Origin of the sequence: Curtobacterium phoenicis, from assembly GCF_047238015.1 — a bacterium.
GTDB lineage: Bacteria > Actinomycetota > Actinomycetes > Actinomycetales > Microbacteriaceae > Curtobacterium.
On the sequence record NZ_JBDFLZ010000002.1, the window covers coordinates 2,393,103 to 2,412,061 of the forward strand.

The following is an 18,959-nucleotide window of genomic DNA, read 5'->3' on the forward strand; positions in this document are numbered from 1 at the left end:
AGTCGGCGACCAGCGTACCCCAGAACGGCCTGGAGGCGCGGTGCCAGCTGGCACCGCGCCTCCAGTCCGTCGCGTGCCCGGTTCCGGGCACGACCCGCTAGATCGCGCGGACCGCGTCCAGCAGGTCGGCCACCGGGACGTCGCTGCGCTCACCCGAGCGCCGGTCCCAGAGCTCGACGACGCCGTCGGCGGCGTTGCGTCCGGCCACGACGACGATGGGCATGCCGAGGAGCTCGGCGTCGCGCAGCTTCACGCCGGGCGACACCTTCGGACGGTCGTCGTAGACGACCTCGAAGCGCTCGCCCTCGAGGGTGTCGACGATCGAGGTCGCGAGGTCGTACGCGACCGCGTCCTTGCCCGTCGCGACGACGTGCACGTCGAACGGCGCGACGTTCTTCGGCCAGACCAGGCCCTTCTCGTCGTTGTGCGCCTCGGCGAGGATCGCCAGGATGCGGGTCACGCCGATGCCGTACGACCCCATGGTGACCGTCGCGAGCTTGCCGTTCTCGTCCTGCACCTTGAGGCCGAGCGCCTCGGCGTACTTGCGGCCGAGCTGGAAGACGTGGCCGATCTCCATGCCACGAGCGGTCTCGAGCGGGCCGGAGCCGTCGGGTGCGGGGTCACCGGCGCGGACGTCGGAGACCTCGGCGACGCCGTCGGCGGTGAAGTCGCGGCCCATGACGAGACCGGAGACGTGCACGCCGCGCTCGTTCGCGCCCGTGATCCAGGCGGTGCCGTCGACGACGCGGGGGTCGACGAAGTAACGGATCCCGGACGGGCTGTCGGCACCGAGCACCTGCGGGCCGATGTACCCCTTGACGAAGACGCCCGGGTGCTTGCGGAAGTCGTCGTCGCCCGCGGCCTCGACCTCGGCGGGCGCGAAGGCCACCTCGGCGCGCTTCAGGTCGACCTCGCGGTCGCCGGGCAGTCCGACGACGACGACCTCGCGGGAGCCGTCGAGGTGCGTGAGCGCGAGCACGACGTTCTTGAGCGTGTCGGCCGCGGTCCAGGGAGCGCCCTCGCGCGGGGCGACCTCGTTCGCGTGCGCCACGAGCGTGTCGATCGTGGGCGTGTCGGCCGCGGGCAGCAGCACGGGCTGCGGCTGTCCCTCGATCGGCAGCGACTCGGGTACCGGGGTGACGTAGGCCTCGACGTTCGCCGCGTAGCCGCCGGCACTGCGCACGAAGGTGTCCTCGCCGACCGCGATCGGGTGGAGGAACTCCTCGGACTTCGAGCCGCCCATGGCGCCGGCGTCCGCCTTGACGATCGCGTACTCGAGGCCGAGCCGCGCGAAGATCCGCTCGTAGGCGTCGCGCATCGTCTGGTAGCTGCGGTCGAGTCCGGCGTCGTCGATGTCGAACGAGTACGCGTCCTTCATCGTGAACTCGCGGCCGCGCAGGAGTCCCGCACGGGGACGGGCTTCGTCACGGTACTTGTCCTGGATCTGGAAGAGCGTGACGGGGAGGTCCTTGTACGACGAGTACAGGTCCTTCACGAGCAGGGCGAAGAGCTCCTCGTGCGTCGGCGCGAGGAGGTAGTCGGCGTCCTTGCGGTCCTTGAGCCGGAAGATGCCGTCGCCGTACTCGGTCCAGCGGTTCGTCGCCTCGTACGGCTCACGCGGTGCGAGTGCCGGGAGCAGGACCTCCTGCGCGCCGGCCGCGACCATCTCGTCGCGGATGATGCCCTCGATGCGGGCGCGCACCCGCAGACCGAGCGGCAGCCAGGCGAAGATGCCCGGGGCCTGGCGACGGATGTACCCGGCGCGGACGAGCAGCTTCGCGCTCGTCACCTCGGCGTCGGAGGGGTCGTCGCGGAGCGTGCGGAGGAAGAGATGGGAGAGCCGTGTGACCACGGGGCAAGCCTAGCGGCGGCCTCGAACGGTGCGGAGCGGTCGGCGGAGCGTGCGGGCGGGAGCGGAGTGGCGGCGGCGACGGCGGCAGCGGCGGCGGCGGCGGCGGCGGCGCATGCTCGCACGGTGCGAGGGCGCGGACGCCTCACGGCATCGTGCGAGGTTCCCCGCGTCGTGCGGGGCTCACCCGGTCCCACCGTGTGTGGAACCTCGCACCTCGCGTCCGGCTCGCACGGTGCGAGGTGCGCGCACCCCATGCGCGCGCACCGCGTGACGGACGGGAGGCACGGTGCCAGCTGGCACCGTGCCTCCCGTCCGTCACGCGGTGTGCGCTACGGTGCGGTGATCACCTGGACGGTGCCGGTCGCGGCGGCCGGACCCATCTCGTCGGCGATGCGGTTCGCCTCCTCGATGAGGGTCTGGACGATCTCGCGCTCCGGCACGGTCTTGATGACCTCGCCCTTGACGAAGATCTGCCCCTTGCCGTTGCCCGACGCGACGCCGAGGTCGGCCTCACGGGCTTCACCGGGGCCGTTCACGACGCAGCCCATGACGGCGACGCGCAGGGGGACGGTCATCCCCTCGAGCCCCTTCGTGACGTCGTTCGCCAGCTGGTAGACGTCGACCTGTGCGCGGCCGCAGCTCGGGCACGAGACGATCTCGAGCTTGCGCTCGCGGAGGTTGAGCGACTGCAGGATCTGCAGGCCGACCTTGACCTCCTGCACGGGCGGTGCGGACAGCGAGACGCGGATGGTGTCGCCGATGCCCTCCGCGAGGAGGATGCCGAACGCCGTGGCGCTCTTGATCGTGCCCTGGAACTCCGGGCCGGCCTCGGTCACGCCGAGGTGCAGCGGCCAGTCACCCGCCGCGGCGAGCTGCCGGTAGGCCTTGACCATGACGATCGGATCGTTGTGCTTGACCGAGATCTTGAAGTCGTGGAAGTCGTGCTCCTCGAAGAGCGACGCCTCCCACACGGCCGACTCGACGAGTGCCTCGGGCGTGGCCTTGCCGTACTTCTGCAGAAGGCTCGGCTCGAGCGACCCGGCGTTCACCCCGATGCGCAGCGACACCCCGGCGTCCTTCGCGGCCCGTGCGATCGCGCCGACCTGGTCGTCGAACTTCCGGATGTTGCCCGGGTTGACGCGGACGGCGGCGCACCCGGCGTCGATGGCCTGGAACACGTACTTCGGCTGGAAGTGGATGTCGGCGATGACCGGGATCTGCGACTTCTTCGCGATGATCGGCAGCGCATCGGCGTCGTCCTGGCTCGGGACGGCGACGCGGACGATGTCGCAGCCCGAGGCGGTGAGCTCCGCGATCTGCTGCAGGGTCGCGTTGATGTTCGTGGTGGGCGTCGTGGTCATCGACTGCACGGAGACCGGCGCGTCACCGCCCACGAGGACCTTGCCGACCCGGATCTGCCGCGACTTGCGACGCGGGGAGAGCGTTTCCGGGACTTTCGGCAGACCGAGGTTCACTGCTGGCACGCTGGCCACTCTACGCGGTGGGTGCGACGCTGCCGGGTCCGTTCACAGGTCGTTCGCGGAGTCGACGACCGTGATGAGCGGCGCGTAGAGCCGCATCGCGGCCAGCGCGCGCTCGTGGTCCTCGTCGCTCGCACCGGCGCACGCGTCCGCAACGATCGTGACGGTCGCGCCGGCGTCCGCCGCCGCGAGCGCGGTCGACAGGACGCAGCAGTCGGTCGAGACCCCGGACAGCACGAGGTGCGGGTGGTCGCCGACGACGGCCCGGAGGCTCGTCCCCCACTTGCCGAAGGTCGGTTCCGTCACGACGGGGTCGCCCCGGTCGGCTGCCGCCGTCGCGAACGGCTCCGTCAGCGCGTAGAGCGGGTCGGCGTCGGGCACGAGGGCGAACGGCCAGTCACGGTAGTAGGGCACCCAGGCACCTTCGGGTCGCTCGGGGGCGACGAACCGTGTGAAGACGGTCCGTCCGGTGAACCGGGGCAGGAGGTGCTCGATCGCCATCCCGGCATGGGCGTACCGCGGCGCGGCCCACGGGCTCTCACCGGTGAAGACCTCCTGCATGTCGACGACGATGAGCCACGCGTCGTCGGGGACCGTCATGCGCGGCCTTCCTGGCGGCGCACGGCCCCGGAGGAGAGCAGGAGCGTGCCGACGAAGCCGACGAGCAGTGCGACGAGGACCCCGAGGTTCGCGTACGCCCACGCCCCGTCTCGGCCGCCGAGCCCGAACGGGCCGAGCAGGTAGCCCTGCCAGTTGAGCCAGGCGGGCACCCCCGACGTGTTGGTGACGAGACCCCAGCCGACCGCGGTGCCGAGCCCGACGAGTCCGATCGCGACCGCCCGGACGTCGCCGTAGCGGCCGCGACGGTCCTCGAGCTCTGTCTCGGCGTAGTCGCGACGACGGAGCAGCACGTCAGCGACGAACACTCCGGCCCACGCCGCGATCGGGACGCCGAGGGTGATGAGGAACGACTGGAACGGTCCGATGAAGTCCGGCGCGGAGAAGACGACGTACACCGCGCCGGCGACCATGAACACGCCGTCCACCCCGGCCGCGACGGGTCGCGGGATGCGCACGCCGGCACTCAGCAGGGCGAGCCCGGACGAGTAGATGTCGAGGACCGCGCCGCCCACGAGTCCGAGGATCGCCACCAGCGCGAACGGGATGAGGAACCACACCGGGAGGATGGTCGTGAGCGCACCGATCGGGTCGCTGCCGACGGCGTCGTTCAGGTCCTTCGACGAGCCCGCGAGGAGCACGCCGAGGACCACGAGGACCGCCGGGGCGAGGGCACCGCCGAACGTCGTCCATCCCACCACGCCGCGGGTGGAGGACGCGCGCGGCAGGTAGCGCGAGTAGTCGGCTGCGGCGTTCACCCAGCCGAGACCGAAGCCCGTCATCACGAGGACGAGCGCACCCACCACGTTCTGCGCGCTCCCTGACGGCAGAGCGCCGACGCGGCCGAGGTCCATCGACGGGACCGCGAGCACGATGTACACGACCGTCAGCACGGCGGTGATGACGGTGATCCAGGTCTGCAGCCGCATGATGACGTCGAACCCGGCGACCCCCGCTCCGACCACGAGCGCCGCGACCACGACGAGTGCGACGACCTTCGTCAGCACGCCGCCGTCCCACCCGAGCTCGCGGAACACCGTCGACGTGGCGAGCACGGCCAGCGCCGCGAGAGCGGTCTCCCACCCGACCGTCAGGATCCAGCTGAGGAACGACGGCAGTCGGTTGCCCCGCACCCCGAACGCCGCACGGCTGAGCACCATCGTCGGCGCGGAGCCACGCTTCCCCGCGATGGCGACGACGCCGCACAGCAGGAACGAGAACGCGACGCCGATCACCGTCACGACCGTCGCCTGCCAGAACGAGATGCCGAAGCCGAGCACGAACGAGCCGTAGCTCAGTCCGAGCACCGAGATGTTCGCGGCGAACCACGGCCAGAACAAGCCGCGCGGAGTGCCCTTCCGGTCGGCCTCGGCGATGACGTCGGTCCCCTGGCGCTCGACCGTGCGGACTTCCGGAGCTGTGCTCATGTGGGAAGCGTAGTGCTCGGCCGCGCGCCCGTCGCTACCCGAAGAGGTTCACGGGACGCACGATGTCGGCGTAGATGAGCAGCGCACTCATGCCGGCGAGGAGCACCACGACCACCATCGTGAGCGGCATCGTCTTGGCGAGGTCGATCGGACCCGGGTCCGCCTTGCCGACGAGCTTGTACGACCGACGCTTGACGGCCTCCCACAGCGCGCCCGCGATGTGCCCACCGTCGAGCGGCAGGAGCGGCACCATGTTCAGCACGAAGAGCCCGATGTTGAGCGACGCGAGCAGCCCCAGGATCGTGTACGCCTTGTCGACCACCGGCACGCCCGACATCGACGACACCTCGCCGATCGCGCGGCCGACGCCGACGACCGACACCGGGCTGTCCTGCGACCTGGCCTGCGAGCCGAACGCCGCGTTCCACACCGCGACGAGCCGCTGCGGCAGGTCGATGATGAGGTGGGCGGACGCCGAGATCTGCGCGCCCGTCGCCGGGAGGACCGCAGCGGGCGACTGCCGGACGAGGGACTGCCCGATGCTCACCCCGACCACGCCGACCTGCTGCGTCTTCGTGGTGCCGTCCTCGTTCTTCGCGACGGTGCCGTCGGACAGGTACACGTCGCGCGTGGCGGTGACGGGCGTGATCTCCAGCGTCTTCCGCTCGCCGTCACGCTCGACCACGACCGTGAGCTCCTTGCCGGCACTCCGCTGGAAGAGCGTCGACACCTCGGCGATCGTCGGATCGGACTTCCCGTCGATCGAGAGCACGACGTCACCGGACCGGATGCCGGCCTGCTTCGCCGGGGACTCCGCGTCGCCCGGGGAGCACGTCGTCGTCTGGCTGTTCGGCAGGACGCAGCCCACGCTCGACGTGAACGTCGTCGTCGGGGCACCGAAGCCGCAGAGCAGCACGCCGAAGAGCACGATCCCGATCACGAGGTTCATCGCGGGACCGGCGACCATGACGATGATCCGCTTCCACGGGGTCAGCCGGTAGAACGCGCGCGAGTCGTCGCCGCCGGACTCCGCGATCTGCTCGGCACTCGCCTGCCGGGCGTCCTGCACGAACGCGCCGTACATGCCCGTGTTCGTGATCGCGTTCGGCTTGCCCGACGCCCGCGGCTTGAGCATGCCGACCATCGAGATGTACCCGCCGAGCAGGATCGGACGGATGCCGTACTCGGTCTCGCCCCGCCTGAACGACCAGATCGCCTTGCCGAAGCCGAGCGAGTACTGCGTCACCTTCACGTTGAAGAGCTTCGCGAAGGAGAGGTGTCCCAGCTCGTGGAGTCCGATCGAGACCAGCAGGCCGACGATGAAGACGACCACGCCGAGGACGAAGAGCAGGACGGATTCGACGGTCACCGGGAAAGGGTACGGGACGCTCCCCAAGACCCAGCCGAGCGCTCTCTGAGAGGCTTACCGTGCCTCCAGGCAGGGTCGGTCACCTCCGGTGGTCCACCGCCGACGTCCAGCCGGGAGGCACGGGTCGGGTCAGCGCGCCAGCGCGCGGTCCGCCGCGGCGCGCGCCCAGCGCTCCGCTGCCAGCACGCCCTCGAGGGAGGACTCCCCCATCGTGTGCTCGTCGACCACCCGCTCGACGGTGTCGACGATGTCGAGGAAGCCGATCGCGCCCGCGTGGAACGCCGCCACCGCCTGCTCGTTCGCGGCGTTGAAGACCGCGGGGAACGTCCCGCCGGCCTCGCCGACACGCTTCGCGAGCGCCACCGCACCGAACGCGTCGGCGTCGAGGGGCTCGAAGGTCCACGTGCTCGCCGTCGTCCAGTCGAGCGGCACGCCGATGCCGGGCACCCGGTCCGGCCACGCCAGGCCGAGCGCGATCGGGAGCCGCATGTCCGGCGGGGACGCCTGTGCGATCGTGGAACCGTCGACGAACTCGACCATCGAGTGCACGATCGACTGGGCGTGCACCGTGACGTCGATGCGGTCGTAGGGGACGCCGAAGAGCAGGTGGGCCTCGATGACCTCGAGCCCCTTGTTCACGAGCGTCGCCGAGTTCGTCGTGACCACGAGACCCATGTCCCAGGTCGGGTGCGCCAGAGCCTGCGCCGGCGTGACGTCGCGGAGCTCGTCACGGGAGCGACCCCGGAACGGGCCACCGCTCGCCGTGAGCACGAGGCGGCGGACCTCGGCGGCGGAGCCGGAGCGGAGCGCCTGCGCGATCGCGGAGTGCTCGCTGTCCACCGGGACGATCTGACCGGGGCGGGCGGCAGCCTGCACGAGGGGGCCGCCGACGATCAGGCTCTCCTTGTTGGCGAGCGCGAGGGTGGCGCCGGACTCGAGGGCGGCCAGGGTCGGGCCGAGGCCGACCGAGCCGGTGATGCCGTTGAGGACGACGTCGGCCTCGACGCTGCGGACGAGGTGCTCGGAGTCCTCGTCGCCGAACGCCGTGTCACGGACGCCGAACCGCGCCGCCTGGTGCGCCACGAGGTCGCGGTTGCTGCCGGCGGTCAGGCCGACCACCTCGAAGCGGTCCGGGTTCCGCTCGATCACGTCGAGGGCCTGGGTGCCGATCGAGCCGGTGCTGCCGAGGATGACGATCCGGCGCTTGTCTGGCTGCATGGATTCACTGTATCCAGGACCACCGACACCCACTGTCCGCTGATATGTGACGAGCGCGACCCCATGAGGACGAAGAAGACCGTGCTCGCCGCGTCCCTCACAGCGGCGATCACCGGGGTCGCACTCATGGGAGCCAGTGCGACCGAGGTGCGCCCCGCCGACCGCTCCGCGAGTGACGAGCGTGCGGTGCTCGAGGCACTGAGCAGCACACAGAGTCGGACGGAGATCGAGGCGCTCGTCGACGGCGACGCGCCGGTCTCCCTCTCCGTCGACGCCGACACCGACACCGACACCGGGAAGGTGCTCGCGGCGAGGATCCTCCCGGCGCGTGCGTTCGTCCCCGTCCTGCCTGACTGCGCGCAGACCGTCGTGTGCGCGGGGACCGACGCGGCAACGTCGTTCCTCCTCGGCTCGGTGAGCACGCGAACACGCTCCTGATGACCACCGATGGCGAACGTGCTGCACGAGGCGGTGACCACGTGGAGGAGGGCGGCGAGCTCGTGCTCCCCGCCCTCCGTCGTGTCGGATCTCAGCCGAGGGCGAGGATGTCCACGACGAACACGAGGGGCGCGTTCGCCGGGATGCCGGACCCCTCAGGCGGGTTCGCGCCGTAGGCGTCGGCCGCGGTCGTGACGATGAGCACCTGCGAGCCGACCTTCTGCCCGACGAGCCCGGTGACGAAGCCCTTGATGAGCTGCCCCTCGGAGACGGTGAAGGTGGTCGGGACGCCCTTGGACCACGACGAGTCGAACTCCTTGCCGTCCTTCAGCGTCACGCCCTTGTACTGCACGAGTGCGGTGTCGCCGTCCTTGATGGCCTGACCGTCGCCCTGCTTGAGGACCTCGACCTCGGTCTTCGAGGGGGCCTTGGCGCCGGACGGCACCGTGATCTCCGGCTCGCCGTCGGCCTTGTCCTTCACGGTCGGCAGCGCCGGGTCCTGCTGCTGCGGCGTGCCGGTGGCCTTCGTCGGGATCTTGGACACGACATCGGCGACCACGACGACGTCGCCACCGGTGTTGAACCCGATCGCGGAGGACTGACCGACGGTCACGAGACGGTCGCCGACCTTCGAGCACGCGAGGATCGCGCCGAACCCGCTGCCCCCGACGGAGAGCGCCTGCGGGTTGCCGGAGTCGAAGCCGACGCTGCCGAGCTTGGACGCGTCCTTCGCCTGGTAGACGCTGTACGACACCTGCGCGTAGTCGCCGGACTGCAGCGAAGCACCGTCGCCCTTGACCGCGACCGTCAGCTGGGGCTCCGATGCGCTGAGCCCCTTGGCGAACGACACCTTCGGAGCCGTCTCACCGCCGACCGCGCCCGAGACCTTCACCGAGTCGGACGCCTTGCCCGGGTCCGGGCATGAGGTGATGGCCGCTGCGCTCGCGCTCGCGCTCGACGACGCGCTCGGTGACGAGGAGGCGGTCCCCGACCCGGAGCCGGAGCAGGCGGCGAGCCCCAGCACGACGGCGGGGACCAGGGCGATCGGGAGCAGGCGGAGACGCTTCACGAGGACCTAGTCTGCCGCACTCGCTGATGAGTCCACTGCGAGCACCCGGATCACGGGCTCGTGGTGGACGGGGAACGCGACGGAACGGGCGATGAAGCACAGGCGGTTGGCCTCGGCATGGGCGGCGGTGGCGTCCTCGACCCGGTCGGCCTCCCGGATGGTCACGACGGGGTGCAGCGTCGTCTCCGTGAGTTCGCCGGAGCCGTCGCGGTTGAGGTTGAGGCTCGCGGTCGCGCGGTCCTCGTACGCGACGACGGTGAACCCCTGCTGCACGGCGACGTGCAGGTAGCTCAGCATGTGGCACTGCGCGAGGGCGGCGACGACGAGTTCCTCGGGGTTCCAGCGGTCGCGGTCGCCGCGGAAGGTGGGGTCGGCGGAGCCGGCGAGGTCGTGCTTGCCCGCGGCGGAGACGACGTGGTCGCGGCCGTAGTCGCGGTAGCCGCTCGTCCCGGAGCCGCGGTCTCCGGTCCAACGGACGGACACATCGTAGGTGTGGTCGGACACGTGTGGCTCCTCGTGGCTGTGGCTGTGGCGGTTCGGGTCGGCGGGTCGTGCTGGCTGGTGTCACCGTCGAGTGCTTGATCGTGTCACCGTCGCGTGCTTGCTCGTTCGGCGTCGCGTGCTCGTGTCGCCGTCGCGGCGGGAGGGCACGCTCCTGCCGTCCGGGCGGGGGCTCGCGCTCTAGCATTGCGGCATGACTGCGCGCCATCCTCTCACCGCCGACGGATCCGTCGAACTCGCCGTCCTCGACCGGAACGGCTTCGACGAGAGCCGTCACATCGGTGCCGGGGTCGTCGTCGCGGCGGACGGGTCCGTGATCGACGCGGTCGGCGACGTCGCCGCCAGCATCTACCCCCGGTCGACGATGAAGCCGTTCCAGGCGCTCGCCGTACGGCGTGCCGGCGCATCGTTCTCGGACGAGGAGCTCGTGCTGTCCACCGCGAGCCACGCGGGGACGGCCGCGCACCAGGCCGTGGCACAACACATGCTCGAGTCGTTCGACCACGTCGAGGCAGACCTCGGTTGCCCGCCCGACATGCCCTTCGACCGGTCGACCGCTCGCACGATGGACCAGCCACGACGCCTGGCCATGAACTGCTCCGGCAAGCACGCCGCGATGCTCGCCGCGTGCCGGATCAACGGTTGGGACGAGCAGACCTACCTCGACATCGAGCACCCGATGCAACGTCTGGTCCGTGCGACGGTCGAGGAGTACACGTCGGAGACGGTCGACCTCGTCGGCACCGACGGCTGCGGCGCACCCGTCTTCCCGCTCACGCTGACCGGACTCGCCCGCGGCTTCGCGGCCGTGGTCGCCCGTGCCGACGGCGACTCGGCGGCACTGATCGACGCGGTGCTCGCGCACCCCTGGGCGATCGACGGCGTTGGTCGGGCGAACACCGTGACCATCGAGCAGCTCGGGGTCCTCGCGAAGCTCGGCGCCGAGGGCGTCATGGTGATGGGTCTGCCCGGCGGCGCGGCCGTCGCGGTGAAGACCCTCGACGGGGCCCAGCGGGCGGGGACGTTGGCGGCTTTGACGCTCCTCGAACGCAACGGTCTCGTGAGCGCCGAGGGTGTCGCGAGGGTCATGGCGGCGACCGGCGAGCAGGTGCTCGGCGGGGGCGTGCCGGTGGGGGCCGTCCGCGTCGGAGCCGGCCTGCGCTGAGTCCCGAGCGCCGGCGTGCTCCAGCCCGGCGGACCGACGCTCTGCGTTCCGATGTGTCCTGGTCGAATCCGCCCGGTGCTGCCGGGGGTTCGACGCGCGGCAGCACCGGGAGGATCCGCACCATGCGTCCGTCGTCCGTGCGCACCGAGCAGCCGGAGCGCCCCACGGTGACCAGGAGGTCCGTCCGGCGCGGCACCTGATCGTGCTCGGCCACGAGGACGACCGTCCGTCTCGACTCCGTGGGATCGGTGCAGACCGCCACCGCCACGCCGTCCGGAGGAGCCGAGAGGTCGCCCGGGAGGTCATCGCTGTGACGGACCGCGGTCACGTCAGCGTGGCACTGTGCGACGACGGCGTCGAAGACCGCTCGGGCGAGGACCCCGCGCCCGAGGACGACGATGTGCGGGGCGTCGGTCCGGACGGCGCGAGCGTCGTCGAGGGCGTGCCCCACGAGCACCGACCGGTCGTGGCTGATGCGGCCCTCATCGTCCGTCCCCTCCGACGCCGACAGCGCTTCGGAGCCGCCCGGTGACGATCCAGCGAGGGACGTCGACACCGGCACTGCAGCGGACCACGCGCTCTGCTGCGGCTTCGGCGCTGTCCGGGCAGATCGCAGCAGCGACCGGTCCAGCAATGCGAGGACCAACCCGGCGCCGATCGCCACCGCGCGGGCGACCCCGGAGGTCGGCGCGAGGACGCCGAGGGCGACGAGCCCGACTGCGCCGCCGACGAGCGCTGTCCGCGCCGCGAGGAGTTCCACTCCCCCATCGCACCAGCACTCCGTGCACGCCCGTGCACGCGCCCGACGAACTGTGGACACGGCCACGTCGATCGGCTCCGGTGCAGGGACGCGCTACTGCACGAGGAAGAACTGCTCCCCGATGTCGACCCGCGCCCCCCGCTCGACGCGGTAGCGACGTCCGGGCTCGCATCGGCGGATCGATCCGTCGATGTGCCGCACGACCGTCCCGTTGCCGGAGAACCGATCGGACACCCAGAGGTCTCCGCCGTCCCGCCCGAGCTCGAGGTGCGTCTTCGACACCGACTTGCCGGGGTCGTGGACGGTCAGGAGGTCATCGAACCGCTCACCTGGCTGTGGGCGGGGAAGGCGCCCGAGGAGCCCGGTCCCGTGAACACCGAAGCGTTCGCCGGTGCTGAAGTGCAGCACGAACGGCGCATGCGTCGGGGTCTTCGACACGATCCGCGTCTCGTCCACGTCCGGTTCCTCGTCGCGCGGCAGTCCGCTCCCGACAGGGCGATCGTCGGGTGCGCCGTCGTCCCGCACCCCGTCGGGTCCGTCACCGTCGTCAGTGGCGTCGCCGTCGTCGAGCCCGGCTCCGGCGCTCGACGGGACCACGGGCTGGCCGAGCGGCGTCGCCGGGATCTGAGTCGTGGACTCGGGTTGGGGCACCCCTGGGATGGGCGGGAGCGGAGCGGCGGTGGGGACCGGTGGCAGCGGCGCAACGGTCGGCGCCTGCGCCTCGGCGGGGTGGGACCCGCCCGTCGCCGACGTGTCGAGGTCGTCGCCGTCGTCGGTCGGCGCGGCGTGGAGCCCGCGCCGCCTGACCGCCGCACGGAAGAGCTGGTCGTCGGCTTCCGCTGACGGCGCCCCCACGGACGACTCAACGTCCGTCGGCTCGGCCGTCTGCCTCGCGGCGCCGGACGGCCCGTCGGCCCTCGTCGACGCATCGGTCGTACCAGCCGTGTCAGCACCGTCCGCGTCGTCGACACCGTCCGACGGGGCCGTGCCGGCCGTCAGCTCGTCGTGCTCGGCGACCGTGTCACCGGTCCCGGGATCGCCGTCGTCGTCTGCTGCCCAGTCGGGGCGTGCGACGGGCAACGGGACGATCGGACCGGTGAAGGCCGCCGTGACCGCAGGGCGCACGGCACCGCACTCGCCGCAGAAGATGTCGTCGGGCTCGAGCGTGTGTCCGCACACGTGACAGGTGGCCCCGGCGGATCCCGGGGTCACGAGCGGTGCGGGCCGCTGGGGCGCGGGCCGCCGGTCGACCAACGGCTCGACGACGGCAGTGTCCCCGGGCTGCGGCGGGGACGCCACGGTCGTCGGGCGATCGCTCCCGACCTCCGGGGTGCCGCGGCCCTGGTCGGGTCCGTCCGTTCCCTCGCCGTTCGCGGCCTCGACGGAGTCTCCGGACCGTGCGACCGTCCCGCCGCCCGGGCTCTCCGGAACACCGCCTGACGAGTCGGGCTCGGCGCGCCGGTCGGAAGGGGTGGATCGACCGATCCACCACGACGGTGTCGACGGTTGGGCCGGGGTCACCTCCCTCGCGGGCGGCTGCCACGACGGGACGTCCTGCTGCACCGGCGGCTTCCACACGGGCGACGCCGGAGGGGCCGGTGTCGACGCTGCTGCCGGTGCCGCGGGAGCCGACGGTGTCGCGCCGTCCGCGACCGGACCCCGACGGGAGCGTTCGGCCACACGGGTCACCTCGGGATCGTCGTCCGCGGTGCCGTCCCCCGCCCCGTTCGTGAAGGCATCCGGATCGAGCGGCGGCTCCTCGTTCCGTACGCCACCTGGAGTCGGAGTCCACCGTGCCGGTTCGGCGTCCGCACCGTCCGGGCCGCGCAGCTCCGAACGCGACGCCGGAACGCCGGGGTGCTGCCCCTGGTGGTCCGAGCCGGTCAGCCACGCACGGGTCGCGGGGTCGAGGGTCGCTTCCGGCAACCAGGCGTCCGCGGCGGGGTCCGGACGACGACCGTTCACGTCGGGCTGGAGGAGCGGCGGCGGGGGCGCCTGTTCGACCGGTGCGCTGGCTGCCGGGATCCGGCTCGCCGACGCCGTCACCGCACGTCCGCACTCACCGCAGAAGATCGCTCCGTCCGGGAGCGCCGAGCCGCAGTGTTCGCATCTGATCACGTGGTGCCTCTGTCCTCACTCGGCCGTCCACCCTCGCGTTGACGTCCACGGGGTTCGAACGGCCTCCGGCCATCGTAGTCACGCGACGTCCGACCGCCCTCCGAGCCGACTACGCCGACGACACCAGCCACCGCGGCCCGACCTGCTGCACCGACCCGCAGCGACCGCAGGGACACCGCGCTCCGGAACCGCTCCCGCCGGTTCCGTCCTGCGCCGAGGCTCGCGATCGCTTCGTCCGTCGCCACCCACATCCGGTCTGCGGTCGGCTCGTCCACGTCGCTCGGACCGAAGACCGCACGGTCTGCGAGTGCGGCGAGTCCGGCTCCGCCCTCGCCCGGCGCGCCCCGGACGCTCTCGCGTCTCGTCGCGGAGGGTGTCACGTCGTGCCCGCGGTCGACCAGGGCGTCGCGGTACTCGTCCCACGCGCCGACGACACGAGCGCGCGGGGACGACGCGCGACGTCTCCGTCGGCGTCGGAGACGCTTGACGAGGACGATCGCGGCGAAGGGCAGCAGCACGAGTGCGGCGAGGCCGAGGACACCGAGCGCCCACGGCAGCACCGCGAGCAGGATCTGGAGCCACAGCGGTTGCACGGAGGGCGTGTCGCGGTCGCTCTGCGGGGGTGCCTGCTGGTCCTGGTCCTGCTGGTCGGCAGGGGGCGGCGGCACCACGGTCTCCGGACGGGTGACCGGCTTCGGCGTCTCCTGCTGCGCATCCGGGATCTCCCGCACGGTCGGGTTCGGATTGAGCATCACCCATCCCCACTGCGCCGTGTCGACCTCGATGCGTGCCGTGACGTCCGAGCCGCGGAACGTCGTCGTCCCGTCGCCCGACGTCGCCCCCGCTCCGGAGTCGCCGCCCTCGGTGAACCCGAGCACGACCCGAGCGGGGAACCCGAGCTGCTGCGCCATGAGCGACGCGGCGACCGCGTACTGTTCCTGGTCGCCGACCATGAGCGGTGACGTGAGGAGCTCGGTGATCCGGTCGGCGCCGTGACCCGAGCGGCTCGCGCGGTCGTCGCCGACGCCGTGGCTCACGTAGCCCGTGCGCTTGAGTTCCTGCACCATCGCGACGAGCTTCTCGCCGTCCGAACCCGCGCCGTCGGTGTAGGCCTCCACTGTGTCCCGCACCGCGTCGGGGACGCCCTGCAGTGCGGGCACCTCCGCCGACCCCGGTCGCGCGGACGCGAGCTGGTCCTCCGTGGGCTGATCGGGCAGCACCGCGGTGAGGTCGTAGGTCGTGCCCTCCGTCACGCCGCCGACGACCGCGCCGGTGCCGGTCGAGGCGTTGTAGAAGAAGGCCGTGCGGTCCCGGTCGGCCTGTCGGCCGGAGAAGTCCACCCGCTCGAGATCGCCGACGGTCGGCAGCCAGACGCCTCGGTAGCCCTCGACGGTCACGCCGACACGGACGGTCCTGCCCCGGACCCCGCGCACGTCGACCGAGGTCGGGACGCGCTCGAACGTCCCGGAAGCGGAAACGCCGTCCGACCCGCCGACCCGGTACACGACGCCGTCGTACGTGTCGAGCGTCGCGATGCGGACGAAGCCGTCCGCGGGGAGCCCGGTCACCCGCAGCTGCTCGGCATCGGCCTCGTCGGCCTCCTCGTAGGCACGGAAACCGCTCAACGGACTGACGTAGTCGCGCGGGTCGAAGGGCTTCACGACGTCGGTCCGCGCCACCGTCCGTCCGACCGAGGGCGGGGCGACCAGTCCGAGACCGGTCGCGACGACCGCCGCCGCGACGATCGTGCCGGTGCCGACCAACGCTGGGCGCAGCACCGAGCGGGCGATCGGGACGCGGGCCCCGATCGTCGAGGCCACCGCGACCGCTCGACGGGCGTGCCGCGCGGTCAGCGCCCACACGAGCGCGGTGCCGGCAAGCGCCACCGCGGTCACGATCGAGGTGTCCAGCCGGCTCGGCCCCACCACGATCCCCACCACGAAGAGCACGAGCGGCGCCACCGCGCCGAGTTCCTGCCGGGAGGCACGGGTCGCCACGCTCACGCCGGTCACCGTCACGACGAGGGCGGTGACGAAGAAGGGGACGAGCAGCGCCTCGTACGAACCGACCGGCAGACTGATGGTCACCAGCTGCTTCCAGCCGAGGGCGACGCCCGCGAAGAGGTCGAGCAGTCCCTGCCCGGTCGGCAGGACCCCGTTCGCCTCCCCCGGCACCGCGGCGGGCACCCCGGTGAGCGCGAACGCCGCGACCGTCGCGACGGCGACGACAGGCGAGGACAGTCGGTACGCGGCCCCGAGGAGTGCCACCAGCGTGCCCGCGAGGATCGCCGTGACCGCGGCGACGACCATCGCGCCGTCGCGGTACACGGGCCACCACGAGACGCTCGCGACCGCGACGAGCAGCCAGGCGACGACTGTCCCTCCGACCCAGCGCAGTGCGGAGACCCGACGAGCACTGCGCCGGGCGTCGCGTCGCGCCGAACCGCGGACGCGTACCGTCGGCGGCGCGGGAGCAGGTGCGGGGGCGCTCATGCGGCCGCCGACCGGTGCAGCGCATGGCGGAGGTCGTCCAGGTAGCCGATGGTCATGACCGTCAGACCCGCGACCCGGAGGAACCGCGGCTGTGCCTCGGGCTCACAAATCACGGCCACGACCTCGACCCCGACCGGGAACCGCGTCGCCGCCAGCCGGAGCGCCGGCAGCTCCACCGTCGACCCCACCACGAGGAACGCCACCGAGACGCCCGCCGTGTCGTTGCCCACGATGCGGGACACCTCCGCGATCGGCAGGCACGCCTCGGCCAGGCCGACACGCGCGAAGTCGTCGAGGAGTCGGGTGGGCGTCACCGTGGCCATCGGGTGCACGGCGTACACCGGGCGCTTGGCGAACTCCGGCGTGCGCTCCGACACGACCACGGTCACGTCACGGCCGTCCCGGATCGCCCGGGTGCCGAGCGACGCCGCGGCGCTCACAGCCAGCTCGAACTCGTCGCCGTCCGCGAACTCCGCCCGTGAGACCCCGAGCGCGACGACGAGGTGCGATCGCCGGGTGTCCTCGAACTGGCGCACCATGAGCGCGCCGGACTTCGCGGTGGACTTCCAGTGGATCGTCCGGGGGTCGTCGCCGGGCAGGTACTCACGGATGGCGTGGAAGGCGATGTCTGCCGGGGACAGGTCCGTGGTGGCCTGCCCCTCGAGGTCCCGCACGAGGCCGGTGCTCGTCGACGGGATCGCGATCGTCCGCGGGTGCACGATGACCTGCTCCCGCGCCGTCCACACGATCTCTCGCCGGACCAACCCGACCGGGTCAGCCCGCACGCCGGTCACGGGCCCCACGTCCAGCACCCCGCGACGGATCGTCGGCACCGGGACCTCCCGCTCGAACGTCCCCTTGGCCGGCACCGCCGGGATCGCCACGTCGACGAGGCCCGTGCCGAGCGGGACCTCGACCGTGGTCGGCACCGAGGGCAGGCGTCCGGGGTTCTCCGCGGTCACGACCACGGTGGCCGGGTCCCCGACCGCAACGCGGTGCTGCGGCAGCCGCATGTGGATGAGGAGCCGCGAGCGCCCGATCAGGGCGATCGCCGCGACCACGACGAGCAGCGCTCCTGCGAACCCGACGACGACGACCTCGCGGAGGCCGAGCCGGTACCCCGCCACGAACGCGACGAGCGTGAGCACCGCCACCGTCCATCCCAGGCCGGTCACGACGGACGAGACCTCGCCCCAGGCGCGCTTGACGAGCCTCCAGGCCGATGCCCAGACCCGGACGAACCCGACGAGCACCTCCGCTGCCACGCCCTCGCGGTCACCGACCAGACGCGTCCGGACGTTGGTCAGGCCGGCGACCGTCCCGGTGCGCTCGTACGCACCCGCACCGCGACGCGACCGCGTCGAGGAGGGGCGGCGCGAACGCGTGGAGACAGGCCGGCGGTCGGTCACGACGTGACCCGGTCCGCGGGCGGCGGCGTCTCGACCAGCAACTGCGACACGACGGCGTTCGCGCTGACGCCGTCGAACTCGGCCTCGGCATCGAGCACCAGACGGTGCGCGAGCACCGGGACCGCGAGGGCCTTCACGTCGTCCGGGGTCACGTAGTGCCGTCCGTTCAGCGCCGCGAAGACGCGTGATGCGCGCATGAGCCCCATCGCCCCGCGGACGCTGACGCCGAGACGGACCTCGCTCGCGGCCCGGGTCGCGTCGACCAGCCGGGCGACGTAGTCGGCGATGACCGCATCGACGTGCACCGACCGGGCGAGAGCGGCCATCTCGGTGATCGTGGCCGCGGGGACGACGCTCGCGAGCGGTACCGACGCCGAGGGTGCCGAGGACGTCTCGAGGATCTTCACCGTCGCCGCGTGGTCCGGGTAGCCGATCGACGCCTTCATGAGGAAGCGGTCGAGCTGCGCTTCGGGCAGGCGGTACGTGCCGGCCTGCTCGACGGGGTTCTGGGTCGCGATGACCATGAACGGGGCTGCGAGCCGGTGGTTCACGCCGTCGACCGTCACCGCCGACTCCTCCATCGCCTCGAGGAGGGCTGACTGCGTCTTCGGACTCGCGCGGTTGATCTCGTCCGCGAGCACGATGTTGGCGAACACGGGGCCGCGGTGGAAATCGAACTCCTGGGTGCGCTGGTCGTACACGCTGATCCCGGTGATGTCACCCGGGAGCAGGTCCGGTGTGAACTGGATGCGGTTCGTCGACCCCTGCACGCTCTGCGCCATCGCCCGGGCGAGGCTCGTCTTGCCGGTGCCGGGGACGTCCTCGAGCAGGAGGTGGCCCTCACTGAGCATCGCCGTGACCGCGAGCCGGATCACGAACGTCTTCCCGAGGAGCACCTGCTCGACGTTGGTCACGATGCGGCCAGCGGCGTCGGCGAACCAGGTGGCCTGCTCCGGGGTCATGCTCATGCGGGGTCGTTCCTTCGGTGGTGAGTCGTGGGTCGTGGACGCGCTACTCGGAAGCGTAGGGCGTGGGCGGCGCT

15 protein-coding genes and 1 pseudogene are annotated in these 18,959 nt (G+C 72.0%); 3 read left to right on the forward strand and 13 right to left on the reverse strand.

What is annotated here, in order from left to right:
• Positions 1 to 97: 97 nt before the first annotated feature.
• The 6 genes from ABC270_RS11520 to dxr form a co-directional block, all read right to left on the reverse strand.
• The gene (locus ABC270_RS11520; RefSeq protein ID WP_412880921.1) at positions 98 to 1,852 is read right to left on the reverse strand and encodes a proline--tRNA ligase; all 1,755 of its coding nucleotides are present in this window, start codon (positions 1,850 to 1,852) and stop codon (positions 98 to 100) included.
• A gap of 329 nt (positions 1,853 to 2,181) precedes the next feature.
• Positions 2,182 to 3,315 (reverse strand): flavodoxin-dependent (E)-4-hydroxy-3-methylbut-2-enyl-diphosphate synthase, encoded by a 1,134-nt coding sequence (ispG, locus tag ABC270_RS11525; protein WP_412882083.1) that lies wholly within the window; start codon positions 3,313 to 3,315, stop codon positions 2,182 to 2,184.
• 63 nt (positions 3,316 to 3,378) lie between these two features.
• Positions 3,379 to 3,933 (reverse strand): cysteine hydrolase family protein, encoded by a 555-nt coding sequence (locus tag ABC270_RS11530; RefSeq protein WP_412880922.1) that lies wholly within the window; start codon positions 3,931 to 3,933, stop codon positions 3,379 to 3,381.
• Positions 3,930 to 5,378 (reverse strand): purine-cytosine permease family protein, encoded by a 1,449-nt coding sequence (locus ABC270_RS11535; RefSeq protein ID WP_412880923.1) that lies wholly within the window; start codon positions 5,376 to 5,378, stop codon positions 3,930 to 3,932. Before ABC270_RS11535 ends, ABC270_RS11530 begins: the two co-directional genes overlap by 4 nt.
• A 34-nt stretch (positions 5,379 to 5,412) precedes the next feature.
• Positions 5,413 to 6,747 (reverse strand): M50 family metallopeptidase, encoded by a 1,335-nt coding sequence (locus ABC270_RS11540; protein WP_412880924.1) that lies wholly within the window; start codon positions 6,745 to 6,747, stop codon positions 5,413 to 5,415.
• Between the two features lie 129 nt (positions 6,748 to 6,876).
• On the reverse strand, positions 6,877 to 7,965 hold the full coding sequence (dxr, locus tag ABC270_RS11545; RefSeq protein WP_412880925.1) for a 1-deoxy-D-xylulose-5-phosphate reductoisomerase: 1,089 nt from the start codon (positions 7,963 to 7,965) through the stop codon (positions 6,877 to 6,879).
• A gap of 63 nt (positions 7,966 to 8,028) precedes the next feature.
• Here dxr and ABC270_RS11550 point away from each other — a divergent pair, with 63 nt between their 5' ends.
• Positions 8,029 to 8,403, forward strand: a complete 375-nt coding sequence (locus ABC270_RS11550) for a hypothetical protein (RefSeq protein WP_412880926.1) — start codon at positions 8,029 to 8,031, stop codon at positions 8,401 to 8,403.
• Between the two features lie 91 nt (positions 8,404 to 8,494).
• Here ABC270_RS11550 and ABC270_RS11555 read toward each other — a convergent pair whose 3' ends face one another.
• Both ABC270_RS11555 and ABC270_RS11560 read right to left on the reverse strand, forming a co-directional pair.
• A complete protein-coding gene (locus ABC270_RS11555; RefSeq protein WP_412880927.1) occupies positions 8,495 to 9,472 on the reverse strand; it encodes an FKBP-type peptidyl-prolyl cis-trans isomerase in 978 nt (325 codons plus the stop codon).
• 6 nt (positions 9,473 to 9,478) lie between these two features.
• The gene (locus ABC270_RS11560) at positions 9,479 to 9,976 is read right to left on the reverse strand and encodes an OsmC family protein (protein ID WP_412880928.1); all 498 of its coding nucleotides are present in this window, start codon (positions 9,974 to 9,976) and stop codon (positions 9,479 to 9,481) included.
• Between the two features lie 190 nt (positions 9,977 to 10,166).
• Here ABC270_RS11560 and ABC270_RS11565 point away from each other — a divergent pair, with 190 nt between their 5' ends.
• Entirely contained in the window at positions 10,167 to 11,138 is a 972-nt protein-coding gene (locus tag ABC270_RS11565) for an asparaginase (RefSeq protein ID WP_412880929.1), read from the forward strand.
• A gap of 310 nt (positions 11,139 to 11,448) precedes the next feature.
• On the forward strand, positions 11,449 to 11,670 hold the full coding sequence (locus ABC270_RS11570) for a hypothetical protein (RefSeq protein ID WP_412880930.1): 222 nt from the start codon (positions 11,449 to 11,451) through the stop codon (positions 11,668 to 11,670).
• Positions 11,671 to 11,991: 321 nt separating this feature from the next.
• Here ABC270_RS11570 and ABC270_RS11575 read toward each other — a convergent pair whose 3' ends face one another.
• From ABC270_RS11575 to ABC270_RS11595, 5 genes and pseudogenes are all read right to left on the reverse strand, one after another.
• A complete protein-coding gene (locus ABC270_RS11575) occupies positions 11,992 to 12,978 on the reverse strand; it encodes an FHA domain-containing protein (RefSeq protein ID WP_412882084.1) in 987 nt (328 codons plus the stop codon).
• A 969-nt stretch (positions 12,979 to 13,947) separates the two neighbouring features.
• Positions 13,948 to 14,016, reverse strand: a pseudogene (locus tag ABC270_RS11580) (zinc-ribbon domain-containing protein); the annotation flags it as partial.
• Positions 14,013 to 16,508 (reverse strand): transglutaminaseTgpA domain-containing protein, encoded by a 2,496-nt coding sequence (locus ABC270_RS11585; RefSeq protein WP_412880931.1) that lies wholly within the window; start codon positions 16,506 to 16,508, stop codon positions 14,013 to 14,015. The gene ABC270_RS11585 and the pseudogene ABC270_RS11580, both read right to left, overlap by 4 nt.
• Complete coding sequence (locus tag ABC270_RS11590) at positions 16,505 to 17,917, reverse strand: DUF58 domain-containing protein (protein ID WP_412880932.1); 1,413 nt, start codon at positions 17,915 to 17,917, stop codon at positions 16,505 to 16,507. Before ABC270_RS11590 ends, ABC270_RS11585 begins: the two co-directional genes overlap by 4 nt.
• Positions 17,914 to 18,885: an AAA family ATPase gene (locus ABC270_RS11595; protein ID WP_412880933.1), complete on the reverse strand. Its 972-nt coding sequence runs from the start codon at positions 18,883 to 18,885 to the stop codon at positions 17,914 to 17,916. Before ABC270_RS11595 ends, ABC270_RS11590 begins: the two co-directional genes overlap by 4 nt.
• Positions 18,886 to 18,959: the final 74 nt, after the last annotated feature.

Bases quoted from the DNA above. Each gene is read 5' to 3' on its own strand.
- ABC270_RS11530 (WP_412880922.1), bottom strand. From the start codon at position 3,933: ATGACGGTCCCCGACGACGCGTGGCTCATCGTCGTCGACATGCAGGAG.
- ABC270_RS11535 (WP_412880923.1), bottom strand. From the start codon at position 5,378: ATGAGCACAGCTCCGGAAGTCCGCACGGTCGAGCGCCAGGGGACCGAC.
- dxr (WP_412880925.1), bottom strand. From the start codon at position 7,965: ATGCAGCCAGACAAGCGCCGGATCGTCATCCTCGGCAGCACCGGCTCG.
- ABC270_RS11550 (WP_412880926.1), top strand. From the start codon at position 8,029: ATGAGGACGAAGAAGACCGTGCTCGCCGCGTCCCTCACAGCGGCGATC.
- ABC270_RS11565 (WP_412880929.1), top strand. From the start codon at position 10,167: ATGACTGCGCGCCATCCTCTCACCGCCGACGGATCCGTCGAACTCGCC.
- ABC270_RS11585 (WP_412880931.1), bottom strand. From the start codon at position 16,508: ATGAGCGCCCCCGCACCTGCTCCCGCGCCGCCGACGGTACGCGTCCGC.
- ABC270_RS11595 (WP_412880933.1), bottom strand. From the start codon at position 18,885: ATGAGCATGACCCCGGAGCAGGCCACCTGGTTCGCCGACGCCGCTGGC.